General features: G+C 65.7%; 16 protein-coding genes and 1 riboswitch. Of the genes, 5 read left to right on the top strand and 11 right to left on the bottom strand.

All coding sequences use genetic code 11. The annotated features are described in order from the left end of the window. Positions 1–29: 29 nt before the first annotated feature. The 6 genes from pheT to metA all read right to left on the bottom strand — a co-directional run bounded on the left by pheT (position 30) and on the right by metA (position 6,248). Complete coding sequence (gene pheT / locus IP83_RS12025; RefSeq protein WP_054122465.1) at positions 30–2,423, bottom strand: phenylalanine--tRNA ligase subunit beta; 2,394 nt, start codon at positions 2,421–2,423, stop codon at positions 30–32. Continuing rightward, positions 2,420–3,520, bottom strand: coding sequence for a phenylalanine--tRNA ligase subunit alpha (pheS, locus tag IP83_RS12030; protein WP_054122466.1), 1,101 nt, complete (start codon positions 3,518–3,520; stop codon positions 2,420–2,422). The genes pheT and pheS overlap by 4 nt, the downstream gene beginning before the upstream one ends. Positions 3,521–3,566: 46 nt before the next feature. Further along, the gene (locus IP83_RS12035; protein WP_082364667.1) at positions 3,567–4,397 is read right to left on the bottom strand and encodes an AraC family transcriptional regulator; all 831 of its coding nucleotides are present in this window, start codon (positions 4,395–4,397) and stop codon (positions 3,567–3,569) included. Between the two features lie 236 nt (positions 4,398–4,633). Then, positions 4,634–4,993, bottom strand: a complete 360-nt coding sequence (gene rplT, locus IP83_RS12040; protein WP_054122467.1) for a 50S ribosomal protein L20 — start codon at positions 4,991–4,993, stop codon at positions 4,634–4,636. Between the two features lie 13 nt (positions 4,994–5,006). Beyond that, positions 5,007–5,210 (bottom strand): 50S ribosomal protein L35, encoded by a 204-nt coding sequence (rpmI, locus tag IP83_RS12045; RefSeq protein WP_054122496.1) that lies wholly within the window; start codon positions 5,208–5,210, stop codon positions 5,007–5,009. 132 nt (positions 5,211–5,342) lie between these two features. Further along, positions 5,343–6,248, bottom strand: a complete 906-nt coding sequence (gene metA / locus IP83_RS12050; protein ID WP_054122468.1) for a homoserine O-succinyltransferase — start codon at positions 6,246–6,248, stop codon at positions 5,343–5,345. 45 nt (positions 6,249–6,293) lie between these two features. After that, a riboswitch (SAM-I-IV-variant riboswitch) is annotated at positions 6,294–6,408 on the bottom strand. 124 nt (positions 6,409–6,532) lie between these two features. On the opposite strand from metA, the gene IP83_RS12055 reads away from it, so the two are divergent. Together IP83_RS12055 and bfr are read left to right on the top strand one after the other, a co-directional pair. Next, complete coding sequence (locus tag IP83_RS12055) at positions 6,533–6,709, top strand: bacterioferritin-associated ferredoxin (RefSeq protein WP_054122469.1); 177 nt, start codon at positions 6,533–6,535, stop codon at positions 6,707–6,709. A gap of 62 nt (positions 6,710–6,771) precedes the next feature. Next, on the top strand, positions 6,772–7,251 hold the full coding sequence (gene bfr / locus IP83_RS12060) for a bacterioferritin (RefSeq protein ID WP_054122470.1): 480 nt from the start codon (positions 6,772–6,774) through the stop codon (positions 7,249–7,251). Positions 7,252–7,255: 4 nt separating this feature from the next. Here bfr and IP83_RS12065 read toward each other — a convergent pair whose 3' ends face one another. The 3 genes from IP83_RS12065 to IP83_RS12075 form a co-directional block, all read right to left on the bottom strand. Continuing rightward, the gene (locus tag IP83_RS12065) at positions 7,256–8,530 is read right to left on the bottom strand and encodes an amidohydrolase family protein (RefSeq protein ID WP_054122471.1); all 1,275 of its coding nucleotides are present in this window, start codon (positions 8,528–8,530) and stop codon (positions 7,256–7,258) included. Between the two features lie 66 nt (positions 8,531–8,596). After that, the gene (locus IP83_RS12070) at positions 8,597–9,073 is read right to left on the bottom strand and encodes a gamma-glutamylcyclotransferase (RefSeq protein WP_197274352.1); all 477 of its coding nucleotides are present in this window, start codon (positions 9,071–9,073) and stop codon (positions 8,597–8,599) included. Further along, positions 9,048–9,839: an inositol monophosphatase family protein gene (locus IP83_RS12075; protein WP_054122473.1), complete on the bottom strand. Its 792-nt coding sequence runs from the start codon at positions 9,837–9,839 to the stop codon at positions 9,048–9,050. The genes IP83_RS12070 and IP83_RS12075 overlap by 26 nt, the downstream gene beginning before the upstream one ends. Positions 9,840–10,047: 208 nt before the next feature. On the opposite strand from IP83_RS12075, the gene IP83_RS12080 reads away from it, so the two are divergent. Continuing rightward, positions 10,048–10,992, top strand: coding sequence for a helix-turn-helix domain-containing protein (locus IP83_RS12080; RefSeq protein ID WP_054122474.1), 945 nt, complete (start codon positions 10,048–10,050; stop codon positions 10,990–10,992). On the opposite strand, the gene IP83_RS12085 is transcribed toward IP83_RS12080, so the two are convergent. Beyond that, a complete protein-coding gene (locus IP83_RS12085) occupies positions 10,976–11,530 on the bottom strand; it encodes a pseudouridine synthase (RefSeq protein ID WP_054122475.1) in 555 nt (184 codons plus the stop codon). The genes IP83_RS12080 and IP83_RS12085 overlap by 17 nt on opposite strands. A 120-nt stretch (positions 11,531–11,650) precedes the next feature. On the opposite strand from IP83_RS12085, the gene IP83_RS12090 reads away from it, so the two are divergent. After that, positions 11,651–12,544 carry a haloalkane dehalogenase gene (locus IP83_RS12090; RefSeq protein WP_054122476.1) on the top strand — a complete coding sequence of 298 codons (894 nt, stop codon included), beginning with the start codon at positions 11,651–11,653 and terminating at the stop codon, positions 12,542–12,544. Between the two features lie 49 nt (positions 12,545–12,593). Here IP83_RS12090 and IP83_RS12095 read toward each other — a convergent pair whose 3' ends face one another. Further along, positions 12,594–13,529, bottom strand: a complete 936-nt coding sequence (locus IP83_RS12095) for a ribose-phosphate pyrophosphokinase (protein WP_054122477.1) — start codon at positions 13,527–13,529, stop codon at positions 12,594–12,596. A 138-nt stretch (positions 13,530–13,667) separates the two neighbouring features. Between IP83_RS12095 and IP83_RS12100 the strand changes: the two genes are divergently transcribed. Continuing rightward, positions 13,668–15,323 (top strand): NAD+ synthase, encoded by a 1,656-nt coding sequence (locus tag IP83_RS12100; RefSeq protein WP_054122478.1) that lies wholly within the window; start codon positions 13,668–13,670, stop codon positions 15,321–15,323. The last annotated feature ends 36 nt before the right edge of the window (positions 15,324–15,359 follow it).

Raw genomic sequence — 15,359 nt, forward strand, 5'->3', positions numbered from 1 at the left:
CCCGGCTGGAAGATCTGCCCTGCGGCGGTTCAGGCGCGCAGCACGCCGCCAAGCTTGGCGCCGGCCGCGACGATCTTGTCGGAGATCGCCTTCAGTGCAGCTTCGTCATAGCTTTTCTCGACCGGCTGCAGCGTGACTTCGACGGCCAGCGACTTCTGGCCCTCGGGCACGCCCTGCCCCCGGAAATCGTCGAACACGCGGGCTGCGACGACATTGGCCTTGTCCGCCCCGCGCACCGCGCGCAGCAGATCACCGGCGGGGAGCGCGGCGGGCACAAGGAAGGCATAATCGCGCGTCACCGCCTGCAGCGCGGGCGGGGCGTAGTGCGGGCGGGCGAAGCTGCCGGGGCCCTTGCGCGCGGGGATGCGATCGAGGAACAGCTCGACCACGGCAACCGGCCCGGAGAGATCGAAAACCTTGGCCGTGGTCGGGTGCAGCAGACCGAAGCGGGCGAGCACCGTCTTGGGGCCGAGCCGCAGCGTGGCGGACTGGCCGGGATGGAACTGGCTCCCGGCTTCGCCCATCACCTGCAGGTTCTCGACCGGCGCACCGGCCTCGGCGAGGAGCGCGAGCGCTTCAGCCTTGGCGTCGAACGCATCGAAGGGCTTGGCCTTGCCAGTCGCCCAGCCGCGCGCCTGCGCTTCGCCCGCGAGCACGACCGCCAGGCTGGGCTGCTCATCAGAGGCCCCGCCCTCGCCGCGCAGATAGCGGCGGCCGATCTCGAACAGACGAACCGTGGTGGCGCCGCGATCGAGATTGCGCCGCGTGGCCGAAAGCAGGCCCGGCAGCAGCGAGGGGCGCATGGTCTTCAGATCTTCGGAGATCGGGTTGGCGAGCGTCCAGAGGCCGCCATTCCCTTCCGCGAAGTGTTCAGCCTCGCCCGTGGGGAGAAACGACCACGTCACCGCCTCGTTCAGCCCGCGTGCGGCAGCGGCACGACGGATGCGGCGTTCCTGCATCTGCGCCGCCGTGGCGGTCGGCTTTGCAACGCCGTCTGCGCGCGGCAGCGGGGTGGAGGGGACCGCATCCAGACCGTGGACGCGGATCACTTCCTCGACGATATCCGGCGCGCCGTCGACATCCGGGCGCCATGTGGGCACGGTAATCGTCCAGTCTTCGGCGACCTCGAAACCGAGCGCGGCGAGGATACGCTTCTGTTCGCTGTCCGCAACGTCGATGCCGCCGAGATTGCCGGCAAGCGCCGGATCGTAGGCCAGCGTCTTGCGGTCCGTGGGCGGGGTGCCCGCGCGGATCACCTCACTAGGCTCGCCGCCGCAGATCTCGAGGATCAGGCTGGTGAGGAGGTCCATGCCGGTATCGAGGAACGCGGGATCAACTCCGCGCTCGAACCGGCCGCGCGCGTCCGACGTCAATGCCAATGCCTGCCCGGTGCGGGCGATATTGGCGGGCGTGAAGTAAGCGACTTCGAGGAGGACGTCGGTCGTCTCGTCCGAGCAGCCCGAGTGTTCACCGCCCATGATGCCGGCGATATCGTGGACGCCGGAATCGTCGGCGATGACGGTCATCCACGGCTGGAGCGCGTATTCCTTGCCATTGAGCGCGAGGCAGGTCTCGCCCTCAACTGCGCGGCGGGCGACGACAGCGCCGTTGAGCTTGGCAAGGTCGTAGGCATGGGCCGGGCGACCATAGCCGAGCATCACGTAGTTGGTGATATCGACGAGCGCCGAGATCGGGCGCTGGCCCGCGCTCTTGAGCCGGTCCTGCAACCACTGCGGACTGGGGCCGTTCTTCACGCCGCGAATGACACGGCCATAGAAGGCGGGGCAACCTTCGGGGTCATCGGTGCGCACTTCGACCGGGCAGGGGTAGGTGCCGGGGACGTGAGCGGCGTCGATCGGCTTCAGCACGCCGAGGCCCGCAGCGGCCAGATCGCGCGCGATGCCGTGCACGCCCATGCAGTCGGGGCGGTTGGGCGTGATCGCGACGTCGAACACCGGGTCCGAGCCGAGGTAGTCGGCAAAGCTGGTGCCGACGGGCGCATCGGCGGGCAGCTCGATGATGCCGTCATGCTCCTCGCCGAGACCAAGTTCGCGCGTCGAGCACATCATGCCATTGGATTCGACGCCGCGAATGGCGGACTTGCGCAGTTCCATGCCGTTGGCCGGAACGACCGCACCGGGGAGACCCAGCACACCGACAAGGCCTGCGCGCGCATTGGGGGCGCCGCAGACGACCTGGAGCGGGCTGCCGTCGCCCAGATCGACCGATAGGACCTGCAGCTTGTCCGCCTGCGGGTGCTTCTCTGCGGTCAGCACGCGGGCGACCTTGAACTGCGTGAGCGCCGCCGAAGCATCCTCGACACCCTCGATCTCGAGCCCGAGCGAGGTGAGCTTTTCGGCGATCGCCTTCGCATCCGCCTTGGTATCGAGCAGGGCCTGGAGCCAGGAGAGAGCGAACTTCATGCGCGTACTCCCCAAAGAACGCCAACGCCGGCAGAAAGGGTGGGCACGTCGAGTGCGCCGAAGCCGTAATGCTGGAGCCAGCGCACATCGCCGTCGAAGAAGGCGCGCAGATCGTCCATGCCGTACTTGAGCATGGCGAGGCGGTCGACCCCGGTGCCGAAGGCGAAGCCCTGCCATTCGTTCGGATCGAGCCCGCCGAACTCGATGACCTTGCGGTTGACCATGCCGGAACCAAGCACTTCCATCCAGCCGCCATTGGCCGCATCGCCGCTGCCGCCGACCACCCGCTTGCCGTTCACGAGGGTGTAGCCGACGTCGACTTCGACCGATGGCTCGGTGAAGGGGAAGTAGCTCGGGCGCAGGCGCAGGACAATGTCGTCGCGCTCGAAGAAGGCCTTGAGGAAGGTTTCCAGCGTCCACTTTAGGTGACCGAGGTGGATACCCTTGTCGATGACGAGGCCTTCGATCTGGTGGAACATCGGCGTGTGCGTCGCGTCGCTGTCCGAACGGTAGACACGGCCCGGGGCGATCACGCGCAAGGGCGCGCCCTGGCTCAGCATTGAGCGGATCTGCACCGGCGAGGTGTGCGTGCGCAGGAGCATCGAGCGGCCCTGGGCATCGCGGTCCGGGAAGTAGAAGGTGTCGTGCATCGCGCGCGCCGGGTGGGTTTCCGGCATGTTGAGCGCGGTGAAGTTGTGCCAGTCGTCCTCGATCTCGGGGCCGGTCGCGACCGCGAAGCCCATGTCGGCGAAGATTTCGGCGAGTTCGTCCATGACCTGGCTCACCGGGTGGACCGAGCCGCGCGGCGCGGTGGGGGCCGGGAGCGACAGGTCAGCCGTTTCCGCCGCAAGCTTTGCTTCGAGCGCGGCGCTTTCCAGTGCACCGCGCCGTTCGTTGAGCGCGGCGGTGACTGCCTCACGCGCGGCGTGGATGCGCGGGCCGGTGCTGGTACGTTCCTCGGGGGTCATGCCGCCAAGCGACTTGAGCAGAGCGGAGACCCAGCCCTGCTTGCCCAGCGCGCCGACGCGCAGGGCCTCTACGGCTTCGATCGTGTCAGCCGCGGCGATTGCGGCAAGAGTGGTTTCAAGCTGTTCCATCGCGCCCGCCGCTAGCGCCAAACGCGGCGGAATCCAAGGCGTGCGTTCAATCCTTCGAGGGATCGTGGAGCGCCTGCACCGGTGCCCCAGCTGCCGCCATGCGCGCGCGCATCACGCCGGCCAGCACCGGGTGAGGCAGCGCGGCATAGGCGCTCGGGCTCATGCCCATGAAACGGTGAAACTCGCGCACGAACTGCGCCTGATCGTGATAGTGCGAATCGATGGCACCGATCCACGTGAGCGCAGGATCGAGCATGTATTGCGAGAGGCTGCGCATGAAGCGCTGGCGGCGCAGCAGCAGGCTCGGCGGAAAACCGAAGTGACGGCGGCAGACGCGCTCGAGCGTGTGGGTAGGCAAGCCCGCATGTTCGGCCATGTCCGCCACGCTGGCGACTTCTTTATCGACCAGAGCCTGATGGACAGCCCGGATGCGCGCTTCTTCCGGAACCGGGCGCGCAGAAAGGCTTTCGAAGTGCTGCGTGATGCGGGCGAGTTCGGCCATTTCGTCTGGCTCCGGCCCGAACAGGGGATCGACGAGCCGACAATGCGGCGCGAAATCGCGTTCAGTGGCCGGATCGCAGAGCCGGTCAGCGAAGGCATTCGCGGGCGCTGCGACGTATTTGGCCCAGCCCAGCGGCAGGAGGCCGATGCCCCAGATGCGCGAGGTGCCGGTGGTGAAGCGCACCGCCGTGCTGGTCGGCCCGGTGACGATCGCGTTGGTGCCCCCAAACGGCGCTGCATTGCGGATCTCCGAGACGGGCAAGGTACCGCTGATGATTCGCAGGTTCGCCCATTCCGGATGGAGATGATCGGTGACCCGTCCGTCAGGCCCGACATCGATGTCAGTGAGGTAAAAGGTCGTGAAAAAGGCGCGCATCGCCGCAGGAGGCTGATAGAATCGTACCCTGACGGCACACTGACCGTTCACTGCTGCGCCCCTCGTTATATCCCCGTTGGTAGGGTTATATCGCTTCGAGGCATAAACGGGAACTGGCCAAAATGGCAAAAGGGACGCTGGTTCAAAAACCCGCGTCCCCCTGCATTTCAGCCAGATTCAAAAGTTAACGGATAAGCCGCGCACCAGATTGGAACGTCGGACCGCTAACGCTTCGATCAGTTTGCCAGGGCCTGCTTGGCCTGGGCGATGATCGCCGTGAACACGGCGCCTTCGTTCATCGCCAGATCGGCCATCGCCTTGCGATCGAGTTCGATCCCGGCAAGCTTGGTGCCGTGGATGAACTGCGAGTAGGTCAAGCCTTCGGCGCGGACAGCAGCGTTGATGCGCTGGATCCACAGACCGCGGAATTCCCGCTTCTTAACCTTGCGGTCGCGGTACGCGTACTGGCCGGCCTTTTCGACCGCCTGACGGGCAACGCGGATGGTGTTCTTGCGGCGGCCCCGATAGCCCTTGGCCTGTTCGAGAATGCGCTTGTGCTTGGCGCGGGTGGTGACACCCCGTTTGATGCGGCTCATGGGTCTTCGCTCCTCAGTTCAGCCCGTAGGGCGCCCATTTCTTGATCACCTTTGCGTCTGCATCGGAGATCACGTCCATGCCGCGGTTCTGGCGGATGTACTTGGCGTTGTGGCTGATCAGGCGGTGGCGCTTGCCGGCCACGCCGTGCTTGACCTTGCCGGATGCGGTGATCTTGAAGCGCTTCTTCACACCGCTCTTGGTCTTGAGCTTGGGCATTTTCGTCTCCTTGATTAGGATGCGTCCGACTTGCCGTGGCAGCCCTGCATGGCCAGGCGAGTCATCGATGCCGCATCCGATGAAGTGGGCGCGCTTAGTGGCGATGTGCGCAAAAGGCAAGCGATTGCGGAATCACCGTCCAATATCCTCGCGATCGAACGGCGTGGTCTGGTAGGTCTCGTTGATCCAGTTGCCGAACAGCAGGTGCCCGTGGCCGCGCCAGGTGTTGGATGGCTGGCCCGCCGGATCGTCCCCCGGGAAGTAATGCAACGGCAGGCTGCGGCCCTCATCCCGGGCATATTCGCCGGCAAGGGTCAGCGTATCGTACTCGAGATGATTGAGCATGTGGACGGTGCGGTGTGCCGGATCGGCGATCAGGCAGAGCCCGGTCTCGGCGCTGTCGGCGAGCACCTCCAGACCGCGCCCGGACGGCAGATCGGTGGCCCTGAGCTCGCTCCAGCGCGAGACGGGCACGTCGAAGCGGTCCGGCAACCCGCGCATGATCGGATTTGCCGGAACGCGATTCGCATGACTGAACACACCGGTCGCCTTCTCCGTCAGCGCATGCTTGGGGATGCCGTGGAAGTGATGCAGCGCCGCCATCGCACCCCAGCACAGCGTAAGGGTGCGGTGCACATTGTCCTGCGACCAATCGAGGATGCGGCGCATCTCGTCCCAGTAGGTCACTTCCTCATATTCGATCTGCTCGACCGGCGCGCCGGTGATGATAAGTCCGTCGAACTTTTCGGCGCGGATATCCTCCCACGGGCGGTAGAACGCGGTGATGTGACCGGCCGAGGTATTCTTGCTGACGTGGTCCGAAATGCGCACCAGTTCGAGTTCGATCTGCAGCGGCGTCGCGCCGAGCAGGCGGGCGATCTGCGTCTCGGTGGTGATCTTGTCGGGCATCAGATTGAGCAGGGCGACCCGCAGGGGGCGGATATCCTGCCGCGCCGCTTCGGTCTCGCTCATGACGATCACGCCCTCGGACTCCAGCGTGCGGCGGGCGGGAAGATTGTCGGCAATGCGAATCGGCACGTGTCGTAACCCTTTGGACTTCGAGGGTGAGACGCCGCCTGCAGCCTTGTTCCGTTTGGTTGCCGGACCGGCCGCATCCCTTCGTCGCCGAAGGCGCCACCTTGCCCGGAGACCGGCAGGTTGGCGTCGGGGCGTCACACCCCAACTCTTGATGCGCGTTCGGACATAGGGCTGCCGACGCTGAAATGCAACGCTGCGTCGTACTGACGGCGGGCGCATATGCCTCTTGCTATTGCAAATGCCTCGCATTAAATAATCCTCAGCACAGCGAGGACTCGCAATCGATGTACATCTGCATCTGCAACGCCATCCGCGAAAAAGACTTGCGCCGCGCCGCCTGCGAGCAGAGCGGTGACGCCGAATCGCTCTATGGCAAGCTCGGCTTTGCGCCGCAGTGCCGCCAGTGCCTCGAAGACGCAGAGCAGATCGTGAGCGAGGCGCGCGCCTGCATCGCTGCGTGAACGGCTGCCTTGCGCCCGGGAGCGCCGCTCTCTAGTCTCTTGGCATAGCGAGGAGACGAAGCGTGAAGGGCGACCCCAAAGTCATTGAATTCCTCAACAAGGCCCTGCTCAACGAGCTGACGGCCATCAACCAGTACTGGCTGCATTACCGGATGCTGGCCAACTGGGGCCTCAAGAAGCTCGCCGAATACGAGCGCCACGAATCGATCGACGAGATGAAGCACGCCGACCGGCTGGCGGACCGCATCCTGTTCCTCGACGGACTGCCCAACTTTCAGGCCATCGGCCGCCTGCGCATCGGCGAGGATGTCGAGGACGTGCTCAAGGCCGACCTCGCGCTGGAGCACGATGCCATCCCGCTGCTGAAGGACGCGATTGCCCACTGCGAAACCGTGCGCGATTTCGTCAGCCGCGACTTGTTCGCCGATATCCTCGCGAACGAGGAAGAGCACGTCGACGTGCTCGAAACCCAGTTCGAGATGATCGCGCGGATGGGACTCGCGAACTACATCCAGCTCAACAGCGAGGCCTCCGAGGCCTGAGGCATCAGGGGGCGGCGCGGACCACTTCGCCGCCCTTCATCACGAACGCCGGCTTTTCCAGCACGCGCACATCGGCGAGGGGATCGCCGTCCACCGCGACAATGTCGCCATAGCGGCCCGGTGCGATGGCTCCGACGTCGGCAGTCTTGTCCAGCGCCTCGGCAGCGCTCTTGGTCGCGGCCTGGATCGCCTCCATCGGCGTCATCCCCCACTCGACCATCTTGGCGAACTGCTTGGCGTTGTCGCCATTGGGGTAGACGCCGCCGTCAGTCCCGAACAGCAGCTTGACCCCGGCGGCGTGCGCCGCGCGGAAGGTCTCGCGCTGCTTGCGGCCCACCATGCGCTCCTTGGCGAGGCTTTCCTCGAACACGCCGTTCTTGGCGCCTTCCGCAAGGATGTAGTCGTCGTTGTAGATATCCATGTCGAACCAGGCGCCCTTGGCCTTGGCCAGCTTGAAGCTTTCGTCATCCGCGAGGCTGGCGTGCTCGATCGTATCGACCCCGCCGCGGATCGCGTCGTTGATCCCTGCCGTACCATGCGCGTGCACGGCGACGCGCATGCCGAGCATATGCGCCTCGTCGGTGACGGCCTTGATCTCCTCAAGGCTCATCTGCTGGCCGCCGACGCTGTCGGTCTTTGAAAGGACGCCGCCGGTCATGCAGACCTTGATCACTTCGGCCCCGTACTTGCGCATGGTGCGCACGGCGGCGCGGAACTCGTCAGGCGAATTGGCGATGCCGGGGGATGGGACCTTGATCGAAGGCGGGAACTCGGTCGAATCGCAGTGCCCGCCCGTCGCGCCGAGCGCGTAGGTCGCGGGAACGATGCGGGGGCCCGGAATGTACCCCCCTTCGATGCCCTGCTTGAGCGCGACATCGTCGAAGTTGCCGGCCCCGACGTTGCGCACGGTGGTGAAGCCCGCCTCGACGGTGCGCTTGGCATTGGCGACGCCGACGACCGTCCAGAAGTTGTCGGTGTATGCAAGCCCGCGATAGCCGCTGAGGCGCGGATCGCTGGTGAGGTGGACGTGCATGTCGATGAGGCCGGGCACGAGCGTGCGCGCACCGAGATCGATGGTCTCCGCACCGGCGGGCACGGCATCCCCTGCCTTGCCGACCGAGGCGATGCGGCCATCGGTGATCACGACCTGCACGTTGTCGACGGTGCGGCCGGCAAGGACATCGACCATGTGCGCGGCGCGGACGACGACCGTCCTAGCGCTGGCGGGAACAGCGGCGAGTGCCAGCCCGAGTGTGATCGCCGCGACGCATTTGCGCATTGCCCCTGCCTTTCGAATAAGTAACGAAAGCTTGCTCGCACGCGGGGGCGAGGCTGGCAAGATGGCTCATTCGCTCAGTACGGAAAGTCCGCGAGCAGCCGCGTAGGCAGCGAAATCTCCGCCCGGGACAGCCCTTAGGCCGAGCGGCGCACGGCGGTTGGGAAGATAAGCGGCCGCGCGCAAGGGACCGCCGCGCGTGTGGACGATCAGGTTGACGCGCCGGTACTCGCCCCGTCCCGGTCGCCGGGGATCGCAGTATTCCCAGGCGTCGAAGGCGGCGAGAACGGCACGCGGGATCGGCCGCAATCCGCCATAGACCCAGCCGCGCACCCGCCCCGCCCCCGGCATCAGCACCGGATAGACGCCCAGAGGATCGTGCCGGAGGAACAGCGCTCCGCGCACCCAGCCCCGGCGTGGGCGGCCACCGAGGCGAGGCAGCAAAGTTGTTGTCAGCGTATTGGAGTGCTCGTGCGTCAGCGTGCCGTAGAAAAACAGGCGGCGCGGGAAGGCCATCTTGTCAGTGGTGGCAGGCGAGCGCTTCAACGACATCCTCGAGCCGCGCCGCGTCACCCACGGCGATGACGTGACCGTCGGACCCGGCATGGAGCGGCTCACCGTTCCAGTCCGCCATCGTGCCGCCGGCGCCTTCGACCACGGGTACGAGCGCGGCCCAGTCGTGCAGCTTGAGGCCGGCTTCGCAGACCACGTCGAGATGGCCGGATGCGAGCATCGCGTAGTTGTAGCAATCGCCGCCCATGACCATGCGCTTGTGATCGGTCTTTGCGGCAAGGCCCATGAAATGGCTGCCATCGTGATCGTTGAAATAGTGCGGGCCAGTGGTGGCAAGCGCGGCATCGGACAACTGAGCGCAGGCACGGGTGCGGACGGCGTGGCCATTGAGCGTAGTTGGCCGCCCGATCACGCCAAGCCAGCGTTCGCCCAGGACCGGCTGATCGATCACGCCGAGGACGGGGAAGCCTTCGACGACGAGCGCGATGAGCGTGCCGAACAGCGGGCGGCCGGCAAGGAAGCCGGTGGTGCCGTCGATCGGATCGAGCACCCAGCTCCGCCCGGAAGTGCCCGGAGTGGAGCCCATTTCCTCCCCGATCACGGTGTCCTCGGGCACTTCGGCCGCAAGGATCACACGCATGGCCTCTTCCGCCGCCTGGTCGGCAAGGGTGACCGGCGAAGCATCCGGCTTGCGATCGGCGGTGAGGCCACTGCGGAAAAAGGGACGGATCGCCGCTCCGGCAGCATCGGCGAGGCGCAAGGCGAGAGCGATATCGCGATCGAGGTCGGTGTCCTTCATGCCCCAGCCATGGCCTTCGTCCGGGGGCGCGGTCAAGGGGGCCTGTCCTGTACCACCCTGGACCTTGCCTCCGCGGGCGTACCACCTTGGCTAAGGCACAGGTTTGTGCTTATCGATAGTGATGTTGCGCACACCCGGGGGACGTTTGGGTGGCTAGATCGCTAACCGAACGGGTAATGCTGCGTCAGGTGAGCGTGTGGGGGCATTGATGAACCGAATGAGCAGACCTGCCATTGACCCGGCGATTGCCTCGGGCGGGGCAGCGACGCGGGACGGCCAGCCGATCTCATACAGCCGCGCCCCGGCACGCGACCTCGCGCCATGGATCGCGCGGCTCTATGTCACCATCGTCGATGCCCCGGAGGACTACGCGCTTTCGTGCGGCATCTTCAGCGATGCGGCCATGCTGCGCATCCAGTTGCGGGGGGAATGGACGGCGGAGACGGCCGAAGGACGCCGCGAGATGGGCCGCGCTGCGCTCTATTTCGGCCCGCAGACGCGGCGGATGCCGATCACCGTAAAGGGCAGCTTCACCAGCGTAGGCCTCTCGTTCCGCCCAGGTGCCTGCCACGCGCTCGGCAAACTCAAGCTCGACACGATGTGCGACAAGCTTGCGCCGCTTGAGACTTTGGGCATGTGCCGGGAAGAGTGGATGGCGCTGTTCGACGAGAGCGCATCGGCTGAAGACTGGTGCCTCGCGATGGAGGAAGCCATGCGCCGCCTTGTCCGCAGGAGCGGGGCGGTTGAACCTGATCCGGTAACTGTGGCGGTGGAAGCGGCTGCCTTCACCAATCCGGAGATCACCGTCGCACGGCTGGCAGAGCAGTGCGGTGCCGAACAGCGCAGGCTGGAACGACTGGTGCGCCGGGATTTCGGCATCCCGCCCAAGCAGGTGCTGCGCCGCGCCCGGGCGCTCGACATGGCGAGCCATCTGCGCGGCGTGGCTGATCACAACGAGGCCGAGGCGCTCGCGCTGCGGTACTACGATCAAAGCCACCTGATCCGCGAGTTCACCGCATTGTTCGGGATGAGCCCGCGCCAGTTTGTCGATTCGCCGCAGCCACTGATGACGCTGTCGCTGGAAACGCGGCAGGCGCGGCGGCTGGAGACGACCGCGCGGATCGCGCCGGGCGATATCAAACCCTGGCAATAGGCAGTTCGCACCAGTCGCCGGGTGCGAAACCCGCGAGCGTCCACTCGCCGATCCGCCAGCGAACCAGTCGAAGGGTGGGATAACCCGCGGCTGCGGTCATGCGGCGGACCTGCCGGTTGCGGCCTTCGCGGATAGTCAGTTCCAGCCAGCAATCCGGCACGCTCTTTCGGAACCGGACCGGCGGATCGCGGGGCCAAAGCGCTGGCGGATCGATGCGGCGGACTTCGGCGGGGAGCGTTGGGCCGTCCTTCAGCACGAGTCCCCGGCGCAGCGGTTCCAGAGCTGTCTCGTTCGGATCGCCTTCGACTTGCACCAGATAAGTCTTGGCCAGTTTGTAGCGCGGATCGGCGATGCGGGCCTGCAGGCGCCCATCGTCGGTGAGCAGGACGAGGCCTTCGCTGTCGTGATCGAGCCGCCCGGCGGGATAGACGCCAGGGCGATTGATGTAGTCCGCCAATGTCGGGCGCGGCAGGCCATGGGGCTCGGCGCTGAACTGGCAGAGCACACCAAAGGGCTTGTTGAACAGGATCAGCGCCATCGGCTGCTCTTGGGCTGCAATCTCGCGGGTGTCAAAACCGCAGGGTGGTAATTGCAAGGCGCGCGGCAAGCGCTAGAATCTGGTCGCGGCGATACGATAACACGATGGGAGACAGGCTCAATGGAAGCCTTGCGTACCGATGACAGCCGGTTCGAGAACCTGCCCGGCTATGCCTTTGCGCCGCACTATACCGACACTCTGAAGGGTTATGAGGGGCTGCGGGTCCACTTCCTCGACGAAGGGCCGCGCGATGCGAAGACCACGTTCCTGTGCCTCCATGGCCAGCCGAGCTGGTGCTACCTCTACCGCAAGATGATCCCGGTCTTCGCCGATGCCGGGTACAGGGTGATCGCGCCTGACCTGCTGGGCTTTGGCCGTTCGGACAAGCCGGTGGAGGAGGCGGTCTATACCTTCCACTTTCATCGCGGGATGTTGATGGCGTTCATCGAGGCGCTGGATCTGCAGAACGTGACGCTCGTGTGTCAGGACTGGGGCGGCATTCTTGGTCTCACGATCCCGCCGGAGATGCCGGAGCGATTCGAGCGGCTGCTGGTGATGAACACGGCGATCCCGACCGGGCGTTCGGCTGGGCCGGGTTTCGATGCATGGCGGACCTACAATCGCAGCCAGCCGGACCTCGACATTCCGGCCCTGTTCAAGCGGGCGCAAGTTGGGCTGAGCGATGCCGAGGCAGCGGCCTATGGCGCACCCTACCCCGATGCGACCTACAAATCGGGCGTGCGACGCTTCCCGGAACTGGTGATGACGGATCCGGACATGGAAGGCGTCGCCGAGGCCAAGCGTGCGGCGGCTTGGTGGCACGATGACTGGCGCGGGCCGACTTTCATGGCGGTGGGGATGATGGACCCGGTGCTGGGACCGGACGTCATGGCCAATTTGCGCAAGACGATCCACGGCTGCCCGCTCCCGCTCGAAATCGCGGATGGGGGCCACTTCGTGCAGGAGCGCGGCGATGTGATCGCCAAGGCCGCATTGGAGGCATTCGGCCTCTGACGGGATGTCCCGCACCCTCCCCCTCAGGGGGGGCCGGAACCTTTTCAAGTCAGTCGAACAGGCTGGAGACCGAGCTTTCGTCGGCGATGCGGCGGATCGCTTCGCCGATGAGCGGCGCGATGGTGAGCACGCGGATGCGGTCGGAGGCCTGGGTGGCATCGGTCGGCAGGATCGTGTCGGTGATCACGAGTTCCTTGAGCGCCGAATTGTTGACCCGCGCCACTGCACCGCCCGAAAGCACGCCGTGGCTGATATAGGCCGCGACGCCCTTGGCGCCGCCATCGAGCAGGGCCTGCGCCGCGTTGCAGAGCGTGCCGCCCGAATCGATGATGTCGTCGATCAGGATGCACATGCGGCCCGAAACGTCGCCGATGATGTTCATCACTTCGCTCTGCCCGGGGCGATCACGCCGCTTGTCGACAATGGCGAGCGGGGCGTTGTCGAGCCGCTTCGCCAGCGCGCGGGCACGCACCACGCCGCCGACGTCGGGCGAGACGACCATCAGGTCCTGACCGCCGTAGCGCGTCTGGATATCGGCGGCCATGACGGGCGCGGCGAAGAGGTTGTCGGTCGGGATGTCGAAGAAGCCCTGGATCTGCCCGGCATGGAGATCGACGGCGAGGACGCGGTCGGCACCCGCCGTGGTGATCAGGTTGGCGACGAGCTTGGCCGAGATCGGCGTGCGCGGGCCTGGCTTGCGATCCTGCCTTGCATAGCCGAAGTAGGGAACTACTGCGGTGATCCGCTTGGCCGAGGCGCGGCGCAGCGCATCGATGCAGATCAGCAGTTCCATCAGATTGTCGTTGGCCGGGTAGCCGGTCGACTGGACGATAAACACGTCCTCGCCGCGCACGTTTTCGTGGATCTCGACGAAGACTTCCTCGTCGGCAAAGCGGCGGACCGAAGCCTCGGTCAGCGGCAGTTCGAGATAGGCGGCGATGGCGCGGGCCAGCGGCAGGTTGCCGTTGCCGGACATGATCTTCATGGGCTTCCCCGAGTCCCTCGAATCTGGGCGATGGCTGCGCCCTTAGCCCAAGATGACAGCATTGCAACGTTCCGACATACGGTTTTGCACCAATGGTGGTCCTTGAACTGCCGGGCCAATGCCGCCTAGGGTCACCCCATGGCCGATACACTCATCATCACACTTGCCCAGCTCAACCAGAAGGTCGGCGATCTGGTCGCAAACACCGCCGCGATGCTCGCCGTGCGCGAACGCGCGGAGGGCAGCGACCTCATCGTCTATCCGGAACTGCAGCTGATCGGCTATCCGCCGGAAGACCTCATCCTGAAGCCGGCGCTGATCGAACGCGCGGCGATTGCGCTGGATGCGCTGGCGGCGGCCACGGCGGACGGCGGGCCGGCGATGCTGGTCGGCTCGGTGTTCGTCCGCGACGGAGCGCTGCACAATGGGGTGGCGCTGCTTGATCAGGGCAAAGTGGCGGCGGTGCGCTTCAAGGTCGAACTGCCCAACTACGGCACTTTCGACGAGAAGCGCTATTTCCTGCCCGGTCCGCTGCCGGAGCCGGTGCCATTTCGCGGCGCGATGCTGGGCCTGCCGATCTGCGAGGACATCTGGCACGCACCGGTGTGCCGCCATCTGGCCGAACAGGGCGCCGAAATCTTCATCTGCATCAATGGCAGCCCTTACGAGATCGACAAGGAAGAGCTGCGGATCGAAGGCGTGGCCAAGCGCCGGGCGATCGATACCGGCATTCCGCTGGTCTTCGTGAACCGCGTCGGCGGGCAGGATGAAGTCGTGTTTGACGGGGCGAGCTTTGTCGTCGGTCCTGAGGGCGCGCTGTGGGCGCAGCTGCCGGACTGGGAAGAAGCGATTGTCGACACGGTCTGGAACAAGGTCGGCAACCGCTGGCGCTGCCAGCCGGGCGTGGTCTGCGAACTCGCCGAGCATCCCGAGGATATCTACTGCGCGATGGTCCTGGCATTGCGCGACTATGTGAACACCAACCGGTTCCCCGGCGTGGTCCTTGGGCTTTCGGGCGGGATCGATTCGGCAATCTGCGCGGCGATTGCAGTCGATGCGCTGGGGCCGGAGCGGGTGTGGTGCGTGATGATGCCCAGTGCCTATACCAGCGCCGAGAGTCTTGAAGACGCAGAGGCCTGCGCGAAGATGCTGGGCGTGCGGCTCGATACGATCCCGATCGTGCCGGCGGTGGATGCCTTTGCCGATATGCTGGCGCCGACGTTCGAGGGCCGCTCGCCGGACCTCACCGAGGAGAACCTGCAGTCGCGCATTCGCGGCACGACCTTGATGGCGCTTTCGAACAAGTTTGGCCCGATGCTGGTGACGACCGGCAACAAGAGCGAAATGAGCGTCGGCTACGCGACGATCTATGGTGACATGAACGGCGGCTACAACCCGCTCAAGGACGCCTACAAGACGACCGTGTTCGCGATCTCGCGCTGGCGCAATGCCGCGCGGCCCAAGATCGGGCTGGGGCCAGAAGGCATGGTCATGCCCGAGCGGATCATCACCAAGCCGCCCAGTGCCGAACTGCGCCCGGACCAGAAGGATTCGGATTCGCTGCCGGATTACGCGGTGCTCGATGGCATCCTGCTGGGACTGGTAGAGCACGAGAAGAGCGTCGACCAACTGGTGGCGGAAGGCTTCGAGCGGGCTACAGTCGCGCGGATCGAGCGGTTGCTCAACGTGGCGGAGTACAAGCGTCGTCAGGCCCCGCCGGGGGTGAAGCTGGGCATGCGCAACTTCGGGCGCGACCGGCGCTATCCGATTACGCATGGTTTCCGCACCGGCTGATCTTATTGCGAACGATTCGCATTGACGAAGGAGCGC

Origin of the sequence: Novosphingobium sp. AAP93, assembly GCF_001296055.1 — a bacterium.
In the GTDB taxonomy this organism is placed as follows: domain Bacteria; phylum Pseudomonadota; class Alphaproteobacteria; order Sphingomonadales; family Sphingomonadaceae; genus Novosphingobium.